The organism is Pseudoxanthomonas japonensis, from assembly GCF_043632995.1.
Lineage (GTDB): Bacteria > Pseudomonadota > Gammaproteobacteria > Xanthomonadales > Xanthomonadaceae > Pseudoxanthomonas_A > Pseudoxanthomonas_A japonensis.
Window position 1 is genome coordinate 1,916,604 of record NZ_CP171632.1, and the last position, 19,908, is coordinate 1,936,511.

Here is a 19,908-nt window from a genome sequence, read left to right on the forward strand (position 1 = left end):
GTGTGTATTCGTCCTCAGCGCAACGCCACGCAGACGTTCTTGGGTTCGGTGAAGAAACGCATGGCCTCCAGCCCGCCTTCGCGGCCCAGGCCAGACGCGCCCGTGCCGCCGAACGGCGTGCGCAGGTCGCGCGTCATCCAGGTATTGATCCAGACGATGCCGGCGCGCAATTGCGCGGCCAGGCGATGGGCGCGGTCCAGGTCGCGCGTCCACACCGTCGCCGCCAGGCCGTAGTCGCCGGCATTGGCGAGCGCAAGCGCATGCGCCTCGTCGGTGAAGGGCTGCAAGGTCACCACCGGCCCGAAGATCTCTTCCCGGTTGGTGGTGGCTTCCGGTCCCAGGCCCTCGATCACGGTCGGCGCGATGTACCAGCCCGGCCGTTCAAGCGCGTGGCCACCGGCGAGGACACGCCCGCCTTCGAAGCGCGCACGCGCGATGCACGCCAGCACCTTGTCGAAATGCGCTTGCGACACCAGCGCACCGAGGCGCGTGCCGGGATCGTCGAGCGGGCCGGCTTTCAGGTCGTGAACACGTTCCAGCAGGGCCGTACGGAATTCGTCGTAGATCGCCTGCTGCACCAGCAGGCGCGAACCGCACAGGCAGATCTGGCCCGCATTCTGGAAGGCCGAGCGGAGCAGGGTGTCCAGGTGCGAGCGCCAGTCGCTGTTGGCGAACACGAGCGTCGCATTCTTGCCGCCCAGTTCCAGCGACACTTTCTTGAGGTGCGGCGCGGCCTGTCCGGCGATGCGGCGGCCAACCGTGGTGCTGCCGGTGAACGACACCGCCTTGACGGCAGGATGCAGCACCAGCGGCTCGCCGACTGCCGGTCCGGTGCCGTGCACGATGTTCAGCACGCCGCGCGGCAGACCGATCTCGGCAGCCAGTTCACCGAGCATCGTGGCGGTAGCCGGGGTGATTTCAGACGGCTTGCCCACGACCGTGTTGCCGGCCGCCAAGGCGGGCGCGATTTTCCAGGTGAACAGGTAAAGCGGCAGGTTCCACGGCGAGATCGCCGCGACCACACCCAGCGGTTGTCGAAGCGTGTAGTTCAGTCCGGCCTCGCCGTGGTGCGATTCGCTGGCGAACTGGGTAGCGGCGTGTGCGAAGAAGCGCAGGTTGGCGATGGCGCGGGGGATCTCGATATCGCGCGCCAGCGCGAGCGGCTTGCCGGTGTCGCGTGATTCGGCGGCGGCGAACACCTCGCGCCGTTGCTCGAGCGCATCGGCCAGGCGTTCCAGCCAGCGCGATCGCTCGCTCGTCGTCAGTCCCGACCAGGCGGGGAATGCCGCTTCGGCCGCCTGCACGGCCAGCAGCGCATCGTGTTCACTGCCATCGGCGACCTCGGCGTAGACCTCGCCCGACGCCGGTTCGTACACGGGACGCCAGGCGCTGCCGGGGCGCGGTTCGCCGTCGATGAAGTGGCCGAAGCGGTCCATGCCCATTAGCTTAACCCGGCTGGCAAGCCCCCCCGTCCCGCCGGGTCAGATGGATTGCATGCGGCCGCCGTCCACCGCCAGGCTGACGCCGCTGATGTAGCTGGCGGCGGGGGAGGCGAGGAAGGCGATGGCGGCGGCGATCTCGTGCGCTTCCGCGAAGCGGCCGGCCGGGACCGTGGCGAGCATCGTGGCGCTGACGGTGGCTTCGTCCTTGCCCGTCGCCTGTATGCGGTCGTGAAGGATCTGTTCCAGTCGCTGCGTGCGCGTGTAGCCGGGCAACACGTTGTTCACGGTAATACCATCGGCACCCAGTTCCCTGGACAGCGTCTTGGCCCAGCTCGCCACCGCGCCCCGGATGGTGTTGGAGACGCCGAGGTTGGGAATGGGCTCCTTCACCGACGTCGACACGATGTTGACGATGCGTCCCCAGCCGGCGGTACGCATGCCGGGGACGGTGAGCTGCGCAAGCGCCTGGTTGGCCAGGAGATGGCGCTGGAATGCTGCCAGGTAGTCGTCGGCGCCAGCATCGAGGGCGCGACCGCCGGGCGGTCCGCCGGTGTTGTTGACGAGGATATGCACCGGCCGCGTCGCCACGAGGCGACCGACGGTCTCCCGCAGAGCCACGGCATCGGCCACATCGAGGGCGATGGTTGCGTGCTGCTGGCTGCTCGCGACGCGAGGTAGTGCAGCAGCCACCTCGGCCAGCGCCTCGGGGCGTCGGGCCAGCACCGTCACGTCCGCGCCCAGCAGGGCCAGCTCATGGGCCGCCGCGCGGCCGATGCCCTCGGAGGCGCCACAGATCAGCGCGTGCCGGCCGGCGAGATTGAGATCCATGCATCGCTTCCTGCAGAACGAGGCGCCGAGTGTAGCCCTGAGCGGTGTGTGGGAGCGACGTAAGTCGCGATGCTTTTCCTGGGCTGCCGCTTCGCGACTTACGTCGCTCCCACGCCGTCTTTCCGGCGGGCCAGTCTTTCGCGCATCAAGTCCGAGACCGCCACGTTGCTTTCGCCGCCCCGTTGCCGGAGCGCCGCGGCGGCCCCCTCGACGTTGGCGACCGGATGGTTCTGGCTCAGCTTGAACTTCAGCTCGACGCGTTCGACGTCGAAGCGGAAACCGACGATCCCGCGCAGCTGGCGGACGTGGTCTTCGCGGTCGTGCCCGAAGCGCCAGTCGTTGCCCACATGGGCCTCGTTGACCTGGCTGAGGCGATCCACGATCGAAGCCAACGCCGTGGTGTCTTCCGTGGTGTCGAGCACCCCATGCAGATGCGCGACCGCGTAGTTCCAGGTCGGCACGCGCGCGGCTTCTTCCTTGTCCGCGTACCAGCCCGGGGACACGTAGGCATGCGGGCCGTGCACGATCAGCAGGGCAGGGCCTGCATGGCGGGCCTGTGGATTCGGCTTCGCCCAGTGGCCCTCGATGACGATACGGTCGCCATCGCGGGCGTAGAGCACGGGCAGGTGGCTGACGACGGGGGTGCCGTCGACAACGGTGACCAGGGTAACGAACGCATCGCGCGCGATCAGCCGGTCGAGTTCGGCCAGGTCGGTTTCGACGAACGCGCGCGGCGTGTACATGGACGGATCAGGCGCGAGCGCCGAGCGACTGCACCATCTGCGGCACCAGCGCGGCATCGTCGTCGCCTTGCGGCGGTTGGATGCCGGCCAGCGAGAAGCCGCGCGCCAGCGCATCGTCTTCGTCCAGACCGTCGAAGGCAACGAACTCGGCATCGAACAGCGCCGCGCGGGCGCTGTCTTCGCTGTCGTAGGCCAGGGTGTTGCCGTCGCTGTCCAGCACCTCGGCGGTGCCGGCCTCCAGCAGGCGCAGGCGCGCCCAGATCAGCGTGCGGCCGAGGGAGGCGAGATACCAGTCTTCGCGGAGGAACGGATTCATACGAAGGCCTCCGCCCACAACGCCAGCAGGCCGGCCATCGCCAGCCCGAACATGATCACGCACAACGAGATGCGCGCCGGTGTCGCCAGGCCGGACAGCGAGGTGTCGGCGATCCGGCGATAGTCGCCGGCCAGCAGCCAGCGCAACGCCACCGGCTTGAGGAAGGCGCCTTCGCCCCACTGCGCACCGAGCGCACCGTGGCGGTCGCGGACATGCACCAGCGTCAACGGCCAGAAGATGACGAAGGCGCAGAAGCCGGCGATGGCGACGCCGACGAAGCAGAGGGCGAAGAACAGGATCATCAGAACTCCGCGTTGCCCGGTGCGCGCGGGTAGGCGATGGCGTCACGGATATTGGACAAGCCGCAGACGTACACCACCAGCCGCTCGAAACCGAGGCCGAAGCCGGCGTGCGGCACCGAGCCGTAACGACGGAAGTCGCGGTACCAGCCGTAGTGCGCCGGATCCAGGCCGAACTGCGCCATGCGCGCGTCCAGCACGTCCAGGCGCTCTTCGCGCTGGCTGCCGCCGATGATCTCGCCGATGCCGGGCGCCAGCACGTCCATCGCGGCGACGGTCTTGCCGTCGTCGTTCAGGCGCATGTAGAAGGCCTTGAAGTGCTCGGGATAGTTGGTCACCACCACCGGGCGGCCGACATGCTGCTCTGTCAGCCAGCGCTCGTGCTCGGTCTGCAGGTCGAGGCCCCATTCGACCGGAAATTCGAACTTCTGCCCCGACTTCTGCAGCAGCGAGATCGCATCGGTGTAGTCGATGCGCTCGAACGGCGAGTTGACGAAGGCTTCGAGGCGGGTCAGCGCGGTCGGTTCGACGCGCTCGGCGATGAAGGCCAGGTCGTCGGCACGCTCGCTCAGCACGGCGCGGAACAGGTATTTCAGGAAGTCTTCGGCCAGCTGTGCGTTGGCGGCCAGGTCGTTGAACGCGACTTCCGGCTCGATCATCCAGAACTCGGCCAGGTGGCGCGTGGTGTTGCTGTTCTCGGCGCGGAACGTCGGGCCGAAGGTGTAGACCTTGCTCATCGCCAGCGCGTAGGCCTCGGCGTTGAGCTGGCCGGATACGGTCAGGAAGGTTTCCTTGCCGAAGAAGTCGCGCGAGAAATCCACCGCGCCTTCCTTGTCGCGCGGCAGGTTGACCAGGTCCAGCGTGGACACGCGGAACATCTGGCCGGCACCCTCGGCGTCGGACGTGGTGATGATCGGCGTGCTGATCCAGAAGTAGCCGTTCTCGTGGAAGAACCGGTGCACCGCCTGCGCCAGCGAGTTGCGGATGCGGGTGACGGCGCCGAACAGGTTGGTGCGCGGGCGCAGGTGGGCGAACTCGCGCAGGTACTCCAGCGAATGCTGCTTGGGCTGCATGGGGTAGGTGAGGGGATCCTCCACCCAGCCCACGACCTCGACGGACGAGGCCTGGATCTCGAAGCTCTGGCCCTGGCCCTGCGAGGCCACCAGCGTGCCGGTGGCGACGACCGCGCAGCCGGTGGTCAGGTGCTTGATCTCGGATTCGTAGTTGGCCAGCGAATCGGGTGCGACCACCTGGATCGGCGCGAAGCACGAGCCGTCGCTGACGTTGACGAAGGACAGGCCCGCCTTGGAATCGCGCCGCGTGCGCACCCAGCCGCGCACCGTGACTTCGCCGCCGGCCGGGAGCTTGCCCGCCAACGCATGTTCGACGCTCACCACCGTCATGGCTTGAATCCTTCGATAACAGACTTATTAATGGAACGCGGAGTTTACAAGAGCCGCGCAGCCCTCGGCATGCCGGCGGCTATAATCGTCCGCGTCGCACAGGAGACACGCATGGCCATCACCTTGACCCCGGTCGCACTCGAGCGCGTGCAGCGCTTCGTCGAGCAGACCCCGGCCGCGCTGGGCCTCCGCTTCGGCGTCACCCGCACCGGCTGCTCCGGCTGGGGCCACGTGGCCGACCTGGCCCGCGACGAACGCGAGGGCGACACGGTGTTCGAGTTCGCCGGCGTGAAGATCTACGTCGACGCCACCAGCCTGCCGCTGGTCGATGGCACCGAGATCGACTTCGCCAAGCAGGGGCTCTCCGAGACCTTCATCTTCCGCAACCCAAACGCCGCGGCCGAATGCGGCTGCGGCGAGAGCTTCACCACGGCCGACGCCGCCTGACGCGTCCGCAGGGGCAGGTTGCCCCTAAGTGGTTGACCTGTCATACTTTCCTGCTCCCGGAGGCCCGTCAGGCCCCCGGTTCCTCGCCCCACCGTGTCCGATCCGGTCATCGGGGGGCTGTCCAGTCCGGCCTTTTTCGTGGCCGGACCCACATCCGAAAGGTAAAAACGATGCGTCACTATGAAGTCGTATTCCTGGTCCACCCGGACCAGAGCGAGCAGGTGCCGGCCATGATCGAGCGCTACAAGGCGCTGATCGAAGGCGGCAACGGCACCATCCACCGCCTGGAAGACTGGGGCCGCCGTCAGCTGGCCTACCCGATCCAGAACCTGGTGAAGGCCCACTACGTCCTGCTCAACATCGAGGCCGACCAGGCCGTGCTGAACGAGCTGGTCGAGAGCTTCCGATTCAACGATGCGGTGCTGCGCAACCTGGTCATCAAGCGCGATGGCCCGGATACCGAGCAGTCCCTGATCATGAAGAACAAAGACGAGAAGGGCGACAAGCCCGAGCGTGGCGAGCGTCGCCGCCGTGACGACGACGAGGCCGGCAACGAAGCCGCCTCGACCGATTCCGACACCGCCGAAGCCGCCTGAGGAGCACCCCCATGTCCAAGTTCTTCCGTCGCCGCAAGTTCTGCAAGTTCACCGCCGAAGGCGTGAAAGAGATCGACTACAAGGATCTCAACACCCTGCGCCAGTACCTGACCGAGAACGGCAAGATCGTGCCGAGCCGCGTCACCGGCACCAAGTCCCGTTACCAGCGTCAGCTGTCCACCGCGGTCAAGCGCGCCCGTTTCCTGGCGCTGATCCCGTACACGGACAACCACGACGTCTGAGCGGAGAAGTGAGTGGCGGCTCGCGCCGCAAGAAGTGAGAAGTGAGTGGCTTTCCCTCACTTCTCACTCGTCTCCGCTCACTCCTGGCTTCAAAATCCCGTCCATTCGGACAGCAACCAGTTGCGGTCGCACGGCGGCCGCTAACGAATTGGAGATACACGATGGAACTGATTCTTCTGCAGAAAGTGACCAACCTGGGCGTCCTGGGCGACAAGGTCAACGTGAAGCCGGGCTACGGCCGCAACTTCCTGGTGCCGCAGGGCAAGGCCGTGCCGGCCACCGCCGCCAACGTCGCCGAGTTCGAAGCCAAGCGCGCCGAGTACGAAGCGAAGGCCAAGGCCGTTCATGACGACGCCGAAGCCCGCGCCGCCAAGCTGGAAGGCGCCAGCGTCACGATCACGGCCAATGCCGCGACCGAAGGCAAGCTGTTCGGCTCGGTCGGCCCGCGCGACATCGCTGACGCCTTCACCGCCGCCGGCCTGCCGCTCGAGAAGAGCGAGGTCATCATGGGCGAAGGCGCGCTGCGCAACATCGGCGAGTACGACATCGTCGTGAAGCTGCACGCGGACGTGCAGACGACCGTCAAGGTCGTGGTGCAGGCCGAAGCCTGATCCACCCCGCGCATCATCCGTGATGCCGACAGACGGGCGCCGCAAGGCGCCCGTCCTGTTTTCAGGGGCCGAACGGTGTCTCACGCGGTGAGATTCCCACCGGTTATCCACACACTTATCTGCAACACCCCTGGGCATGGACTGCCTACCATGTCCGGCCGTGCTGGCGTTCGCCACGCATGCGCCGCAGGAGTTTGCCCCGCACATGTCAGCACGCACGAGCTTCCGTTCCGATCCCCATGACGCGCGCATCGAACAGCTGCGCGTACCGCCGAGTTCCATCGAGGCGGAACAGGCGGTGCTGGGCGGACTGATGCTGGCGCCGGAGGCCTACGACCGCATCAACGACAAGCTGACGCCGAACGATTTCTACCGGCGCGACCACCAGCTGATCTACCGCGCCATCGGCGAGCTGGCCGAGCGCAATCGTCCGTTCGATGCGGTGACGCTGGGCGAGTGGTTCGAATCGCAGGGCCAGATGGAGCTGATCGCCGGCGGCGCCTACCTCGTCGAATTGGCCAGCACCACGCCGTCGGCCGCCAACATCACCGCCTATGCCGAGATCGTCCGCGACAAGGCGGTGATGCGCCAGCTGATCGAGGTGGGCACCGAGATCGTCAACGACGCGTTCCAGCCGGATGGCAAGGAAAGCGACGAGATGCTGGCCGTGGCCGAGCAGAAGGTGTTCGCCATCGCCGAGCAGGGCGCGCGCGGACGTACCGACTTCGTGGCGATGAACGACGCGCTGAAGGACGCCTTCGAGGTCCTGCGCGTGCGCTCGGAGAGCGGCGGCACGGTGACCGGCCTGCCGACGGGCTACACCGAGTTCGACCAGATGACCGCGGGCCTGCAGCCGACCGACCTGGTGATCCTGGCGGCGCGTCCGGCGATGGGTAAGACCACGTTCGCGCTGAACATCGCCGAGTACGCGGCGATCAAATCGAAGAAGGCCGTCGCGGTCTTCTCGATGGAAATGTCCGCCGGCCAGCTGGCGATGCGCCTGATCTCGTCGGTCGGTCGCATCAACGCCACCCGCCTGCGCACCGGCGCGCTGGAAGACGAGGACTGGAGCCGCGTGACCAGCGCCATCCGCATCCTCAAGGACCAGGCCAAGGTCTTCATCGACGATACGCCCGGCCTGTCGCCCGACGTGCTGCGCTCCAAGGCGCGCCGGTTGAAGCGCGAGCACGACCTGGGCCTGATCGTCATCGACTACCTGCAGCTGATGTCGGTACCCGGCAACAGCGAGAACCGCGCCACCGAGATCTCGGAGATCTCGCGCTCGCTGAAGGGCCTGGCGAAGGAGCTCAACGTCCCCGTCATCGCGCTGTCGCAGCTCAACCGCTCGCTGGAAACGCGCACCGACAAGCGCCCGGTGATGGCCGACCTGCGCGAATCGGGCGCCATCGAGCAGGACGCCGACATGATCGTCTTCATCTACCGCGACGATTACTACAACAAGGAAACCTCGCCGGACAAAGGCCTGGCCGAGATCATCATCGGCAAGCAGCGTTCCGGCCCAACCGGCTCGTGCAAGCTGCGGTTCTTCGGCGAGTACACCCGCTTCGACAACCTGAGCCACGACAACATCGGCGCGTTCGAGTAACGCTAGAGCATCATCCTAACGAGGCGTTCGGCGGATGGCGCGGGCGTCTCGCCGCGTATCCAGAAGGCTTCGAGCGCATCGCGCACGATGTCCAACTCGGTAGAGGCGCCACGCCGGCCGGGGAAGCGCCGGCGGTTGTCCGCCTGCACGGCCAACATCGCGGCGTCCTGCGCATTGACCCGCTTCAGGAAGGGCCAGGCCAGCAGGCGCACGGCCCATGCCGGCGCCCAGCGACCTTCGACGTGCAGGGCCACGAACACATCGGTGGCATCGGCTGCGACCGGCGTGAAGTGCAGGTCGATCAGTACGCGGCTGCCGTTGGCGTACCCGTACTCCAGGCGGGCGGTACCGGGAGCGGCGAAATGCGCGCGCTCAACCGTCCGTTCGGATTCGAACAGTCGGTAGAGCAGGCCGGACTGCGACGGCCTGCCACTGTAGTCGACGGTGAAGCCTTCCGTGGTGCCACGAAAGCGCGCGTCCATCGGCATCCGTGCGCCGTCGCGCCGCACCAGGCCGGCGTGGACGAAGTGGGTGTGCAGGGGGTCGAGGAAGTTCTCCATCGCGTCCACCACATGGGCGGACCAGCGGGTCTGCCACTGGAAGCGACGTGTGGCGCCATCGGTTTCCCGCATCAGTGCGCTCGGTGCGGACGCGCCGCCGTCGCCAGGGCGCAACCAGACGAAACCGTCCAGTTCCTGCACGGCGAAGTGGCGCACGCGCACGTTGGGGGGCGACGTGTCCTGCGCCAGACCAGGCACGCGCGTCAGGCCCCCGTCGGCGCCGAAGGACCAGCCGTGGTACGGGCAGATAAGATGATCACCCTGCACGCAGCCGGCGGAAAGCGGCGCATGCCGGTGCGGACAACGGTCTTCCAGCGCAAGCCAGTTGCCCGCCTCGGTGCGCGCCAGGGCGATGTGGCGATCGAGTAGCGAGATCGCGACCGGTGCACGTCCGATCCGGCTCGTGCGCGCCACCGCGTACCAGTGGTCATACAGTGCGGGATGCCAAGGATTCACAGGCGATACCTGCGTAGTAGCGGTACGCCGATCCGGCAGGTGATCGCCGACAGTGCCGCCACGGCGAGGCGCGTGCCGCGTGGCAGATGTCGCGCGTAGACGGCGCTGTACTCGATCGAAGGCGTACCTCCACGCAGACGCTTGAAGTCCGCCGCGCCCGCACTGAAGTTCAGGCGCCAGCCGTTCTCGATGCAGGCCCGGTAGGCGCAGGCCGTCGCCAGCCGGTACAGGCCCATCGGCTGCGGCATCGCCGTGTCGTAGCCGACGATCGGGGCGGTCACGGTGCGTCCCTGGCGGAACAGGCCGATCACGCAGACCAGCCGCCCGTCGTCATCGCGGAATCCCTCGAAGGAAAGCAGGCCGGCGCTATGCCATGCGCGCAGGAAGTCTTCACCGTAAAGCGGATTGTGGCGCGAGTACTTGCCGATGTAGAGCAATGCATACAGTTCGGCGATGCGTGTGTAGTCGTGCTCCGTAACCTCGTCATCCCTGCAGTGGCGCAACGGTGTGCGGAGCAGCAGGGACAGGTCGCGCTTGAGATCGCGGCGGCGGGTCGCCAGCGGAGCGATGTCGTCGTATAGATAGACCTGCCGGCTCGCCACAGGTAGGCAACCGGCTCCGCGCAATGCGTCGAGCCAGTCGCCGTTGTGATGTTCGTTCAAAGAACGGAACCACAGCGTATGCCGGGGCCACCGCGCCACGGCTTCTTCGATCATGGAGGCAGGATCGACTGCGTCCAGTGGCGGGTAGAGGTTGGTCGACAGCAGCCAGTTGTTGACCGCCACGGCGTTGTCCAGGCCGCTCAAGGCGAGGCCGTCTCCCAGCGCCGACAGCAGCCAGTGCGCGCCGTCGCGCAGCGGTGCTGGCAGGTAGCGGGCGCTCTCCTCGCCGGCGCAGTCGGCGTAGGTGGTGCGCGGCGAGCAGACCCAGGCGTCGCCCTGACGACCATCGTGCACGCTAACGGGCAGGGCGCCGGCGCCCGTGTGCAGGGTCTCGACCCGGACATGCAGGTTGGACACCATCGCATCGGTACGGCGGCCCGCATGAAGGGCGGCGAACGCGCTCGCCTGCGTCGCGAAGTCCGCATGGGCGGCCAACGCGTTCAAGCGTCCACCACCGGCATCGGTTCGCCGTCCCACTCGATGTCGCGGGTGGCGGCTTCGCGCAGGTTGCACTGCTGTCGCAGGGCGAGCGCGGCGTACGCACCGAGATCGGCGAGCGCACCGCCCAGCGGCAACCGGTCGCCGGGCACGGAGACCACGTCATCGGCACGCTTCCAGTCGCGTTGCCATTGTGGAAGGCTTCCCTTCGCCGCCGCGCTCGCCAGGCCGGCGCTGGACATCAGTGCCGCGATCATCCTGGGGCGCGCATTGATTGGCTCGCGCAAAGGGCCTTCGCCAACGAGGGCCGCTGGCAGGTCCGCATCGGGGGAGAACAGGTGCAGGCCGCTGGTGGCGCGAGGATTGCACTCCAGCACTCGCGCGATGCCGTCGGTGCCCTCTATCCAGTCGAACGACAGCTGGCCGCTGTAACGTGTGTGGCGGACCAGCGCGTCCACCGCTTCGCGGATCGCGGGACGTTCCACCGGCTCGAAGTAGTAGCTCGAACTGTGCCTCAGCCGGTACGCCGGGCGATAGACCGCGTGCGCCAGCAGGCGTCCGCGGTACGCGATCGCATACGAGCACAGTTCCTGCCCGGTCAGGAATTCCTGCACCACCCAGTCCCCCAGCGCGGGCAGTTCGGGAGCAGCGGCGGGAATGCCCTCCGGATACAGACGCAAATGCACGCCAAACCGCGAGTATTCGGGCTTCAGGACCATGCCGCGTCCGGATGCCCATTCACGGGCCTGGTCCAGCGTGCGCAGTCGTGCCGTCGCCGGTACCGGCATGCCGCAGGCCGCGGCGAGGCCGGCGAACTGCCATTTGCTGTGCAGGGAGGCCACGGTGGCGAAGTCGTCCACCGCTACCAGCAGTTCGCGCGGCAGGGCCGGCCGGTGTCGCGAGAGGTAGACCGCCTCCTCGCAGGTCGGCAGCAGCAGGTCGATGCGCTGTCCGGTGACGATGCGCCGCAAGTCCTCGACGAAGCCTCGCGGGTCGTAGCGTGGTGGCGCGATCGCGTGGGTCTGCGTGACCGACGAGGACCAGCCGGTCAGCCGGCAGGGAATAGAGTCGGCGACATGTACCTGCCATCCACGGTGATGGAAGCGACGCGCGTGATCCAGCGCGACAGGCGCGCGTCCACCGAGGATCAGGGCGCGACCCGTCATGCACGCGGCTCGCGCGACGGGCGCCAGTCGCGGCAGTGCGAGGGCACGATGCGCACCTCGGGCGATGCGCGATGCAGGGCGTGCAGGCGAGCAAGCGTCTCGCGATAGGTGGCGGTGTCGCCCAGCCAGCCCGTCACTGCCGCCGGCGGCGGCACGTTATCGCGGATGGCCTGGGACGACCAGCTGGCATCGGCCACCAGGAAGACCGGGCCTTTCCCGTCGTCGAACACGGCACCGTAATGACCCGGCGCGTGACCGGGGAGCGGCACCAGCAGCAAGCTGCCGTCGCCGAACAGGTCGTAACCATCGTCGAACAGGTGCAGAGCCGCAGGAAGACGACGTCGCGGCAGTGCTTCGAACCAGCGGACCGTTGCTTCCTGCCTGCCGTGCAGCAGCGACGGAAGCAGGCCGCGGCGCAATGCGCCGATACGGCCGTGCGCATGCAGGTCGTCCCAGGCGGCGCGTGCGCAGGCCAGGCGTGCCTGCGGGAAGTCGGCGAGTCCGCCGACATGGTCGCCATGCATGTGCGAAAGCAGGACCCATGCGACGTCCTCGGGCGCGACGCCATCGCGGCGCAGTTGGGATGCGAGCGTGTCCTGCGGAGGCAGGTGCACGGGGGTCACCACGCGGTAGAGACGTTCGGGAAGCGCGGATGTGGCTTTCAGGAAGTGCTCGGAATAACCGGTATCGAACAGGATCCAACTGTGTTCGGCGTGCCGCAGTACGGGCACCAGCGCTGGGAACTCGCAAGCCTGCAGGCCCGCGTCGCGGCGGGTCGCGCGTTCGGGATGGGTGCAGAACCCGGCTTCATAAAGCCGCCACTCAAGGATGGCCATGGGCCTTCCACCATCGTGCGTAGCGGGCGATGCCATCGGCAACGCCCGTCTGCGGCTGGTATTGCAACTCGCGTTGTGCCCGGGAGATGTCCAGCGTCTGCGAATAGCCGATCACGCCGATCCCGTAGCGGGTCAGGCGCGGCTCGGGCTGTCCGGGCCGCAGCCGCGCGATGCGTTCGGACAGCGCGGCCAGCGCCAGCAGTGCGGCGCGTGGTACCGGCAGCAGACGCACCTCCTGCCCGAGCGAGGAGAACAGCGTCTCCAGCAAGTGGCGGACGCGGATCGGTTCGCCATTGCTGACGTTGTACGCGCGTGCATTACCGGGCAGGTCGGTGCGGACGCAGGTTGCGATCAGTTCGACCACATTGTCGATGTGGGTTATGTCGATCAGTGCCTGTCCGCCGCCCACCAGGGGAAAGCGTCCCCCCGCCGCCACTGCAAGCAGGCGGGGCAGGATCGCGCGGTCACCTTCCCCGAATACGGCACGAGGGCGCAGGATCAACGTCTCCAAATCGCTTCCGGACGCCGCGCGTACCCGGCATTCCGGCTCCCATTTGCTGCGCGAGTAGTCGGTGATCCAGCGTTGTGGTGGCTGGAAGTCTTCGCTCACGTCGAACTGGTCGCGGAAGCGGAAATAGATGCTCGGTGAGCCGAGATGGATGAAGCGGGATACACCCTCCCGGCGCACGGCCTCGAGCAGGCGCTCGGTAGCGAGCACGTTGGCGGCGTGGAACTCCTCGGTGCGCCCCCACGGCGACGACAGTGCGGCGCAGTGCACGACGGTGTCGCAAGCTTGCAGCAGGGGTTCGAGTGGATCCCGGGTGAGATCAGCGACGACGGCATGCGCGCGCGTGTCGATGCTGGCCAGACGCGCGCGATCACGACCCGTCGCGACAATGGCATGGCCCGCGTCGGCAAGGCGGCGCACGGCATGACTGCCGATGAAGCCGGTGGCACCGGTGACCAGGATGCGCGCCATGTCAGTAGCGCAGCACCGCGCCGGCGAAGGACAGTCCCGCGCCCGAGCCGACCATCGCGAACAGATCGCCGCGGCGCAGCGCGCCACGTTCGATCGCGTGATGCAGCGCCAACGGGATGGACGCCGCCATCTGGTTGCCGTGTGTCTCCAGTATTCGGACCAGCACCTGCGGCGGGAGACCAAGCGCCCGCTGCAGATGGTCCAGGGCTTTGACGCTGGCCTGGTGTGGAATCAGGCAGGCGAGGTCGCGGGCTTCCACGCCCGCGCGGGCAAACAGGGTATGCATGAACCCGGGCAGCCTCTGTGCTGCCAATCGATAGGTGGCGCGGCCCGCCATCTCGAAACGGGATGCGCGGGCATAGGCGTCCACGTCGTCGGCTAGGCGCATGCGCGTGCCGCAGGCGCGGACCTGGCAGTACTCGGCCCCTTCGCTGTGCGTTTCCATGTGAGTGGCGAGCAGGCAGGACGCGTCGTCACCGGCACCGGCTTCGAGGATCACCGCCGCACCACCGTCGCCGAAGAGTCCGGCCGTATCGGTGTCATCCCAGTCCAGTCCTGCCGACGCGACCTCGCCGGCGACGATCAGGACGCGCCGGTAGCGTCCGCTGGTCAGCGCCGGTGCCACAAGATCCAGCGCAACCGGAAAGCCCAGGCAGGTGGCATTGACATCGAAGGCCGGCGTGCCGGTACTCGACAGGCCCAGTCGTCGTTGCACCAGCACGGCCGTGCAGGGGATCGCCTGTTCCATCACGCCGCCCACGCTGATGATGGCATCCATCTCGTCCGCGCGCAGGCCTGCGCGTTCAAGGGCAGCCTGCGCTGCCATGGCGGCCATCATCGAGGACGACTCGTCGTCGCCGGCGTGCTGCCTGTGCCTGATGCCCACGTGGCGTTCGGTCCAGCCATCGGGTTTTTGCCAGCGCCGGTCGAACGCGTCTGAGCCGACGCGACGCACTGGTACATATTCGCCTGTCGCCACGATGCGCAGTGGGGTGGAGCGAGGCCTTTCCTGATCCATGGGGGCTCGATGTTCTGGGCGATGCAAAGCCGAGCCTTAACCAGTGGCAGTGCGCTGGCAAGCCGCGTTGGCGGCTGAAGCATCCGATGAGCCGGACGGTATCACATGGCGATACCTCGCGAAGTGGACGATCCCTGCACGTGCCGCGGCGCAACGGATGCAGTGACGGGTCCGCGTTGTGCGGCGGTCTGGTCGTCTGCGTGGGCGACAGTCGCTTACGCGCCGCTACAATCCCGACATGAGCGCTTCTTCGCCTGACATCGCCAACGACACCGGGTTCCGTCCCGAAGCCAACGACCGGCCCACGCGCATCCGCGTGGATCTGGACGCGATCGGCCACAACTTCCATGCCCTGCAGGCGCATGCGGGGGCGCCGGTGATGGGCATCGTCAAGGCGAATGCCTACGGGCATGGCCTGGTGCCGGTCGCGCTGCACCTGCAGGCGCAGGGCATCGGCCAGCTGGGTGTCGCGCTGGTGGAGGAAGGGCTGGCGCTGCGGCGCGCCGGGGTCACCGTGCCCGTCCTCGTCATGGGCGGCATCCACGCGCCCCAAGTCAGCCAGTTCCTTGCGTGCGATCTTGAAGTGACCGTGTCGTCGATCGCCAAGCTGCGGCAGGTCGAGCAGGCGGCCGAATCGCTTGGTCGCAAGGCGGTGATCCACCTGAAGGTCGATACCGGCATGGAGCGGATCGGCGTGCACAGCGAGAACGCGGGCGCCTTCATCGACGCCGCGGTGTCGTCGCGCTGGTGCAGCGTGAAGGGCATCTACTCGCACCTGGCGTGCTCGGACGATCCGGCGTCGCTGATGACGCGCGAGCAGTTGCAGCGCTTCCTGCATGCCTGCAGCCACTTTGATCGCATCGGGGCGCCGATGCCGGTCCGCCACCTCGCCAACTCGGGCGGCGTGCTGCACTTCCCCGACGCCTGCCTGGACATGGTGCGCCCGGGCATCGCGCTGTACGGCGTGATGCCCGATCCCGCCTCGCGTCCGACGGTGGCGTTGAAGCCGGCGCTGTCGCTGGTGTCCAAGGTGGTCTACTTCAAGGTGGTGAAGGCGGGCCGCACCGTCAGCTACGGCGCCACCTGGACCGCGAGCGAAGACACCAGGGTGATCACGGTGCCCATCGGCTACGGCGACGGTTATCCGCGCTCGCTGTCGTCGCGCGGCGAGGTACTGGTGCGGGGCGAGCGCCATCCCATCGTCGGCCGGGTCTGCATGGACCAGTTCATGGTCGATCTCGGCCCGGCAGGTACGGCGTACAACGAGGACGAGGTCGTGCTGATCGGTCGTCAGGGAGGCGAGGCGATCACCTGCGAGGCGGTGGCGTCGACGGCCGGGACGATCCCGTACGAGATCCTGACCGGACTCAATGCACGCATCCCGCGCGAGTATGTCGGCGGTGCATCCATCCCGATATCCGCCACGTAAGCGGTCCGGTCCCGCCAAGAGCTTTCCTGCATGCCCAACGCGCTCGTCTGGTTCCGTCACGACCTCCGGCTGGACGACAACCCTGCATTGCGCGCCGCGCTCGATGGCGGCTTCACGCCCATCCCGGTGTATGTGTTCGCGCCGGAAGAGGAGGGCGAGTGGGTGCCGGGTGGGGCATCGAGGGCTTGGCTGCACAAGTCGCTGGCCTCGCTCGCTGCCGACCTGCAGGCGCGCGGATCGCGCCTGCTGCTGCGCCGGGGAGGAAGCGCCGCCGCACTGGATGCGTTGATCGAGCAGACCGGCGCTGAAGCGGTGGTCTGGAACCGCAAGTACGAGCCCGCCACCCAGCCGCGCGATGCCGCGCTGAAGAAAGCCCTGCGCGAACGCGGACTGCAGGTCGAGAGCTTCAACGGCAGCCTGCTGTTCGAGCCCTGGGATCTCGCCACCCAGCAGGGCAATCCATACAAGGTGTTCACGCCGTTCTGGCGTTCCGCCCTGGCGCAATGGCGCGCACCGTCGCCGTGGGAGGCGCCCGACCGGTTGCCGTCCATCGATGCCGCGCTGCGGAGCTACCGGCTGGAGGACTGGAACCTGCTGCCCGACCTCGGCTGGGATGCCGGCTTCTGGGATGCCTGGACGCCGGGCGAAGCCGGCGCGCGCGAGGCGCTGGAGGTCTTCGTCGATGGCGCGCTCAATGGGTACCGCACCGACCGCGACCGTCCCGACCGCGTCGGTACGTCCCGGGTCTCGCCCCACCTGCATTTCGGCGAGATCGCGCCGTGGCGCATTGCCGCGGAACTCGAGCGCGCCCGTACCGCCGCCAACAGCGCCGACATGGATGGCTACATCCGCGAGCTGGGATGGCGCGAATTCGCCTACCACTTGCTGCACCACTTCCCGCAGACCACCACGCAGAACCTCAATCCGCGCTTCGAGCACTTCGACTGGGCGAAGGTCGATCCGGCCGCCCTGGAGGCATGGCAGCGCGGCCGCACCGGCGTGCCGATCATCGATGCCGGCCTGCGTGAACTGTGGACCACCGGCTACATGCACAACCGCGTGCGCATGATCGTCGCCAGCTATCTGACCAAGCACCTGCGCTACCACTGGTCGCACGGGGCGCGCTGGTTCTGGGACACGCTGGTGGATGCCGACCTGGCCAACAACACGCTGGGCTGGCAGTGGGTCGCCGGCACGGGCGCCGACGCCGCGCCTTACTTCCGCGTGTTCAATCCGGTGACGCAGGCGGAGAAGTTCGACCCCAAAGGCACGTACATCGCCCGCTGGGTGCCGGAGCTGACCGACATCCCGGTGCCGCTGCGCTTCGCGCCATGGCAGAAGCCCGACGTGCTGGCGAAGCTGGCGCCCGAGTATCCACGCCATCCCATCGTCGACCTGGCCGCCGGCCGCGATGGCGCGCTGGCCGCGTACCGCAAGACCGGCGACTGAGCCGCGTTGACGCCTTTCGCCGGCGCGTGCTTCACTCGGCGCGGGAGAGGAGGGCAAGCATGGCCACGAAGAAAGCGTCGGCAAAGCCGCGTCGCGAGCCGATGTCGCGGGTGGATACCGCCTGGTTGCGGATGTGCCGTCCGACCAACCCGATGATGATCACCGGCGTGCTGATGTTCGACGAGCCGATGACGCTCGACACGCTCAAGCAGGTGATCAGGAAGCGCTTCCTCGCCTATCCGCGCTTCCTGCAGAAAGCGGTCGACACGCCGGCAGGCGCGTCGTGGGTCACCGATCCGGACTTCGACCTCGACTGGCACGTGCGCCTGTCCGCGCTGCCGGGCCGGCACGACCCGAAATCCGAGAAGAAGGCGCTCGAGCGCTTCACCAGCCAGATGGCGTCCACGCCGCTCGACAAGACCAAGCCGCTTTGGCAGTTCCACCTGATCGAACGCTATGGCACCGGCTCGGCGCTGGTCGCGCGCATCCACCACAGCTACGCGGACGGCATCGCGCTGGTGCAGGTGCTGCTGTCGCTGACCGATACCAGCCGGAAACCGGACGCGGGCGAGGACCTGCGCTCGGCTTGGCTGAAGAAGGACGGCGCGGAGGTCGTCCGCCGCGTCGGCGCCATCGACCGCTATGTGCAGATCGGCGGCAAGGTCCTCGGCAAGGGCATGGAGATGATGCAGGACCCCACGCTGGCGACGATGCTGGCGAAGGAGGGCGGCGAGATCGGCCGCGAACTGCTGCATGCGCTGTCGCTGTCGGACGACCCGCCGACGCTGCTGCGCGGCAAGCTGGGTGTCAGCAAGCGCGTCGCCTGGGCCGAGCCGCTGGATCTGGAAGAGGTGAAGGCGGTGGGGCGCGCCTGCGACTGCACGGTCAACGACGTGCTGATGGCCGCCGCGGCGGGCGCGCTGCGCAGCTACATGCTGGAACGTGGCGAACAACTCGATGGCGTGACGCTGCGCGCGACGGTGCCGGTCAACCTGCGTCCGCTCGAACACGCCCGCAAGCTCGGCAACCATTTCGGGCTCGTGTTCCTCGACCTGCCGGTCGGCGAGGACAATCCGGTCCGCCGTCTCGAGCGTGTCGCGGAGTGCATGCGCGACCTGAAGAATTCACGCCAAGCCATTGTTGCGTTTGGACTTCTCGCCGCGCTTGGCATGGCACCGTCCGCGATCCAGGGCGTCGCGCTTGAGCTGTTCTCGCGCAAGGCGACCGCCGTGGCGACCAACGTCCCCGGTCCCCAGCAACCGCTCTACATGGGCGGCTCGCGCCTCCGGGACATGATGTTCTGGGTGCCGCAGACGGGGTCGATCGGCATCGGCGTGTCCATCCTCAGCTACAACGGCCGCGTGCACTTCGGCCTGATCGCCGACGCGAAGCTGATCCCCGATCCGGATGCGGTGATCCGCCGTTTCGGCCCCGAGTTCGAGAAGCTGCTGTACCTGTCGCTGATGGGCAGCTGGGAACAGACCCTGGATGCGCCGGCGGCCAGCGCACTGCTGTCCTGATCCCCGCCGCCACCTGAATGAACAGGGCTCAAATCGCGTGTTGTGAACATTTCGCTGGTTAGGCTTGCCCCCGTTCCGCTCCACCGCAAGCCACCCAGGAGAAACCCATGAATGCGATGCTGAAGACCGGCGCCCTCGCGGCGCTCACCGTGACGATGCTGGGCGGCTGCGCCAGCTACACCGGCCAGACCAGTGATCCCAACGACCCCAACCGTACCCAGCGTGGCGCGCTGATCGGCGCCGGCATTGGCGCGGTGGCCGGCCTGCTGAGCGGCGGCGACGCCACCGAGCGCCGCCAGCGTGCGCTGGTGGGTGCCGGCGTGGGCGGCCTCACCGGCGGCGCCATCGGTGCCTACCAGGACCGCCAGGAAGCCGAACTGCGCCGTCAGACCGCCGGCACCGGCATCGATGTCAGCCGTGACGGCGACGTCATCAAGCTCAACCTGCCCGACGGCGTGACCTTCGACTTCGGCAAGGCCGACCTGAAGTCGCAGTTCTATCCCGCCCTCAACAACGTCGCCGCCACGCTGCGCGAGTACAACCAGACCATCGTGGAAGTCAGCGGCCACACCGACAGCGTCGGCTCAGATGCCGTCAACCAGCGCTTGTCCGAGCAGCGCGCCGCGTCGGTCGGCAACTACCTGATCGGCCAGGGCCTGCAGCGCGAGCGCTTCGAGATCGTCGGCATGGGCAAGCGCTATCCGATCGCCAGCAACGACACCGAGTCGGGCCGTGCGATGAACCGTCGCGTGGAAGTCCGTGTGCTGCCGGTGCGTTCGTAAGCCTTCGCCGCAGGTAGCAGGAGCGGGCCGCGAAAGCGGCCCGTTTTCTTTTGCGAGGCCGATGTGCGCTGTCAACCCGT

The 19,908-nt window shown here is 67.6% G+C and carries 21 protein-coding genes; 9 read left to right on the plus strand and 12 right to left on the minus strand.

Annotated elements, in window-relative coordinates:
* Positions 1–14 precede the first annotated feature (14 nt).
* From ACGHX3_RS08740 to asnS, 6 genes are all read right to left on the minus strand, one after another.
* Positions 15–1,442, minus strand: coding sequence for an aldehyde dehydrogenase (locus tag ACGHX3_RS08740; protein ID WP_394697124.1), 1,428 nt, complete (start codon positions 1,440–1,442; stop codon positions 15–17).
* Positions 1,443–1,481: 39 nt separating this feature from the next.
* Positions 1,482–2,270, minus strand: coding sequence for an SDR family oxidoreductase (locus ACGHX3_RS08745; protein ID WP_394697125.1), 789 nt, complete (start codon positions 2,268–2,270; stop codon positions 1,482–1,484).
* 98 nt (positions 2,271–2,368) lie between these two features.
* Positions 2,369–3,013: an FMN-binding negative transcriptional regulator gene (locus tag ACGHX3_RS08750; RefSeq protein WP_394697126.1), complete on the minus strand. Its 645-nt coding sequence runs from the start codon at positions 3,011–3,013 to the stop codon at positions 2,369–2,371.
* Positions 3,014–3,020: 7 nt separating this feature from the next.
* Positions 3,021–3,329 (minus strand): hypothetical protein, encoded by a 309-nt coding sequence (locus tag ACGHX3_RS08755; RefSeq protein ID WP_394697127.1) that lies wholly within the window; start codon positions 3,327–3,329, stop codon positions 3,021–3,023.
* On the minus strand, positions 3,326–3,631 hold the full coding sequence (locus tag ACGHX3_RS08760) for a hypothetical protein (RefSeq protein WP_394697128.1): 306 nt from the start codon (positions 3,629–3,631) through the stop codon (positions 3,326–3,328). The genes ACGHX3_RS08755 and ACGHX3_RS08760 overlap by 4 nt, the downstream gene beginning before the upstream one ends.
* Positions 3,631–5,031 carry an asparagine--tRNA ligase gene (gene asnS, locus ACGHX3_RS08765; protein ID WP_313927493.1) on the minus strand — a complete coding sequence of 467 codons (1,401 nt, stop codon included), beginning with the start codon at positions 5,029–5,031 and terminating at the stop codon, positions 3,631–3,633. The genes ACGHX3_RS08760 and asnS overlap by 1 nt, the downstream gene beginning before the upstream one ends.
* Before the next feature lie 111 nt (positions 5,032–5,142).
* On the opposite strand from asnS, the gene ACGHX3_RS08770 reads away from it, so the two are divergent.
* From ACGHX3_RS08770 to ACGHX3_RS08790, 5 genes are all read left to right on the plus strand, one after another.
* The gene (locus ACGHX3_RS08770; RefSeq protein WP_394697129.1) at positions 5,143–5,478 is read left to right on the plus strand and encodes a HesB/IscA family protein; all 336 of its coding nucleotides are present in this window, start codon (positions 5,143–5,145) and stop codon (positions 5,476–5,478) included.
* Between the two features lie 170 nt (positions 5,479–5,648).
* Complete coding sequence (gene rpsF, locus ACGHX3_RS08775; RefSeq protein ID WP_162337405.1) at positions 5,649–6,074, plus strand: 30S ribosomal protein S6; 426 nt, start codon at positions 5,649–5,651, stop codon at positions 6,072–6,074.
* An 11-nt stretch (positions 6,075–6,085) separates the two neighbouring features.
* Positions 6,086–6,316 (plus strand): 30S ribosomal protein S18, encoded by a 231-nt coding sequence (gene rpsR, locus ACGHX3_RS08780; protein WP_055942998.1) that lies wholly within the window; start codon positions 6,086–6,088, stop codon positions 6,314–6,316.
* 161 nt (positions 6,317–6,477) lie between these two features.
* Positions 6,478–6,927 (plus strand): 50S ribosomal protein L9, encoded by a 450-nt coding sequence (rplI, locus tag ACGHX3_RS08785; RefSeq protein ID WP_055943002.1) that lies wholly within the window; start codon positions 6,478–6,480, stop codon positions 6,925–6,927.
* A 205-nt stretch (positions 6,928–7,132) separates the two neighbouring features.
* Positions 7,133–8,533, plus strand: coding sequence for a replicative DNA helicase (locus ACGHX3_RS08790; RefSeq protein WP_162337404.1), 1,401 nt, complete (start codon positions 7,133–7,135; stop codon positions 8,531–8,533).
* Between the two features lie 2 nt (positions 8,534–8,535).
* On the opposite strand, the gene ACGHX3_RS08795 is transcribed toward ACGHX3_RS08790, so the two are convergent.
* The 6 genes from ACGHX3_RS08795 to ACGHX3_RS08820 are packed head-to-tail and all read right to left on the minus strand — an operon-like array spanning position 8,536 to position 14,648.
* A complete protein-coding gene (locus ACGHX3_RS08795; RefSeq protein ID WP_394697130.1) occupies positions 8,536–9,549 on the minus strand; it encodes a Rieske 2Fe-2S domain-containing protein in 1,014 nt (337 codons plus the stop codon).
* A complete protein-coding gene (locus ACGHX3_RS08800; RefSeq protein ID WP_394697131.1) occupies positions 9,546–10,655 on the minus strand; it encodes a GNAT family N-acetyltransferase in 1,110 nt (369 codons plus the stop codon). Before ACGHX3_RS08800 ends, ACGHX3_RS08795 begins: the two co-directional genes overlap by 4 nt.
* Positions 10,652–11,815, minus strand: a complete 1,164-nt coding sequence (locus ACGHX3_RS08805) for an ATP-grasp domain-containing protein (RefSeq protein ID WP_394697132.1) — start codon at positions 11,813–11,815, stop codon at positions 10,652–10,654. Before ACGHX3_RS08805 ends, ACGHX3_RS08800 begins: the two co-directional genes overlap by 4 nt.
* On the minus strand, positions 11,812–12,651 hold the full coding sequence (locus ACGHX3_RS08810) for an MBL fold metallo-hydrolase (protein ID WP_394697133.1): 840 nt from the start codon (positions 12,649–12,651) through the stop codon (positions 11,812–11,814). Before ACGHX3_RS08810 ends, ACGHX3_RS08805 begins: the two co-directional genes overlap by 4 nt.
* Positions 12,638–13,630: an NAD-dependent epimerase/dehydratase family protein gene (locus ACGHX3_RS08815; RefSeq protein WP_394697134.1), complete on the minus strand. Its 993-nt coding sequence runs from the start codon at positions 13,628–13,630 to the stop codon at positions 12,638–12,640. Before ACGHX3_RS08815 ends, ACGHX3_RS08810 begins: the two co-directional genes overlap by 14 nt.
* Position 13,631: 1 nt before the next feature.
* Positions 13,632–14,648, minus strand: coding sequence for a beta-ketoacyl-ACP synthase 3 (locus ACGHX3_RS08820; protein WP_394697135.1), 1,017 nt, complete (start codon positions 14,646–14,648; stop codon positions 13,632–13,634).
* A 238-nt stretch (positions 14,649–14,886) separates the two neighbouring features.
* On the opposite strand from ACGHX3_RS08820, the gene alr reads away from it, so the two are divergent.
* The 4 genes from alr (at position 14,887) to ACGHX3_RS08840 (ending at position 19,828) form a co-directional block, all read left to right on the plus strand.
* Complete coding sequence (gene alr, locus ACGHX3_RS08825; protein WP_394697136.1) at positions 14,887–16,077, plus strand: alanine racemase; 1,191 nt, start codon at positions 14,887–14,889, stop codon at positions 16,075–16,077.
* Between the two features lie 30 nt (positions 16,078–16,107).
* A complete protein-coding gene (locus ACGHX3_RS08830; protein ID WP_394697137.1) occupies positions 16,108–17,526 on the plus strand; it encodes a cryptochrome/photolyase family protein in 1,419 nt (472 codons plus the stop codon).
* 59 nt (positions 17,527–17,585) lie between these two features.
* On the plus strand, positions 17,586–19,046 hold the full coding sequence (locus ACGHX3_RS08835; RefSeq protein ID WP_394697138.1) for a wax ester/triacylglycerol synthase family O-acyltransferase: 1,461 nt from the start codon (positions 17,586–17,588) through the stop codon (positions 19,044–19,046).
* A gap of 107 nt (positions 19,047–19,153) precedes the next feature.
* Entirely contained in the window at positions 19,154–19,828 is a 675-nt protein-coding gene (locus ACGHX3_RS08840; RefSeq protein ID WP_394697139.1) for an OmpA family protein, read from the plus strand.
* Positions 19,829–19,908: the final 80 nt, after the last annotated feature.

Excerpts from the sequence above, each read along its gene's own strand:
- ACGHX3_RS08740 (WP_394697124.1), bottom strand. The coding sequence starts at position 1,442 with ATGGGCATGGACCGCTTCGGCCACTTCATCGACGGCGAACCGCGCCCC.
- ACGHX3_RS08745 (WP_394697125.1), bottom strand. The coding sequence starts at position 2,270 with ATGGATCTCAATCTCGCCGGCCGGCACGCGCTGATCTGTGGCGCCTCC.
- ACGHX3_RS08750 (WP_394697126.1), bottom strand. The coding sequence starts at position 3,013 with ATGTACACGCCGCGCGCGTTCGTCGAAACCGACCTGGCCGAACTCGAC.
- ACGHX3_RS08755 (WP_394697127.1), bottom strand. The coding sequence starts at position 3,329 with ATGAATCCGTTCCTCCGCGAAGACTGGTATCTCGCCTCCCTCGGCCGC.
- ACGHX3_RS08760 (WP_394697128.1), bottom strand. The coding sequence starts at position 3,631 with ATGATCCTGTTCTTCGCCCTCTGCTTCGTCGGCGTCGCCATCGCCGGC.
- asnS (WP_313927493.1), bottom strand. The coding sequence starts at position 5,031 with ATGACGGTGGTGAGCGTCGAACATGCGTTGGCGGGCAAGCTCCCGGCC.
- ACGHX3_RS08770 (WP_394697129.1), top strand. The coding sequence starts at position 5,143 with ATGGCCATCACCTTGACCCCGGTCGCACTCGAGCGCGTGCAGCGCTTC.
- rpsF (WP_162337405.1), top strand. The coding sequence starts at position 5,649 with ATGCGTCACTATGAAGTCGTATTCCTGGTCCACCCGGACCAGAGCGAG.
- rpsR (WP_055942998.1), top strand. The coding sequence starts at position 6,086 with ATGTCCAAGTTCTTCCGTCGCCGCAAGTTCTGCAAGTTCACCGCCGAA.
- rplI (WP_055943002.1), top strand. The coding sequence starts at position 6,478 with ATGGAACTGATTCTTCTGCAGAAAGTGACCAACCTGGGCGTCCTGGGC.
- ACGHX3_RS08790 (WP_162337404.1), top strand. The coding sequence starts at position 7,133 with ATGTCAGCACGCACGAGCTTCCGTTCCGATCCCCATGACGCGCGCATC.
- ACGHX3_RS08805 (WP_394697132.1), bottom strand. The coding sequence starts at position 11,815 with ATGACGGGTCGCGCCCTGATCCTCGGTGGACGCGCGCCTGTCGCGCTG.
- ACGHX3_RS08810 (WP_394697133.1), bottom strand. The coding sequence starts at position 12,651 with ATGGCCATCCTTGAGTGGCGGCTTTATGAAGCCGGGTTCTGCACCCAT.
- ACGHX3_RS08815 (WP_394697134.1), bottom strand. The coding sequence starts at position 13,630 with ATGGCGCGCATCCTGGTCACCGGTGCCACCGGCTTCATCGGCAGTCAT.
- ACGHX3_RS08820 (WP_394697135.1), bottom strand. The coding sequence starts at position 14,648 with ATGGATCAGGAAAGGCCTCGCTCCACCCCACTGCGCATCGTGGCGACA.
- alr (WP_394697136.1), top strand. The coding sequence starts at position 14,887 with ATGAGCGCTTCTTCGCCTGACATCGCCAACGACACCGGGTTCCGTCCC.
- ACGHX3_RS08830 (WP_394697137.1), top strand. The coding sequence starts at position 16,108 with ATGCCCAACGCGCTCGTCTGGTTCCGTCACGACCTCCGGCTGGACGAC.
- ACGHX3_RS08835 (WP_394697138.1), top strand. The coding sequence starts at position 17,586 with ATGGCCACGAAGAAAGCGTCGGCAAAGCCGCGTCGCGAGCCGATGTCG.
- ACGHX3_RS08840 (WP_394697139.1), top strand. The coding sequence starts at position 19,154 with ATGAATGCGATGCTGAAGACCGGCGCCCTCGCGGCGCTCACCGTGACG.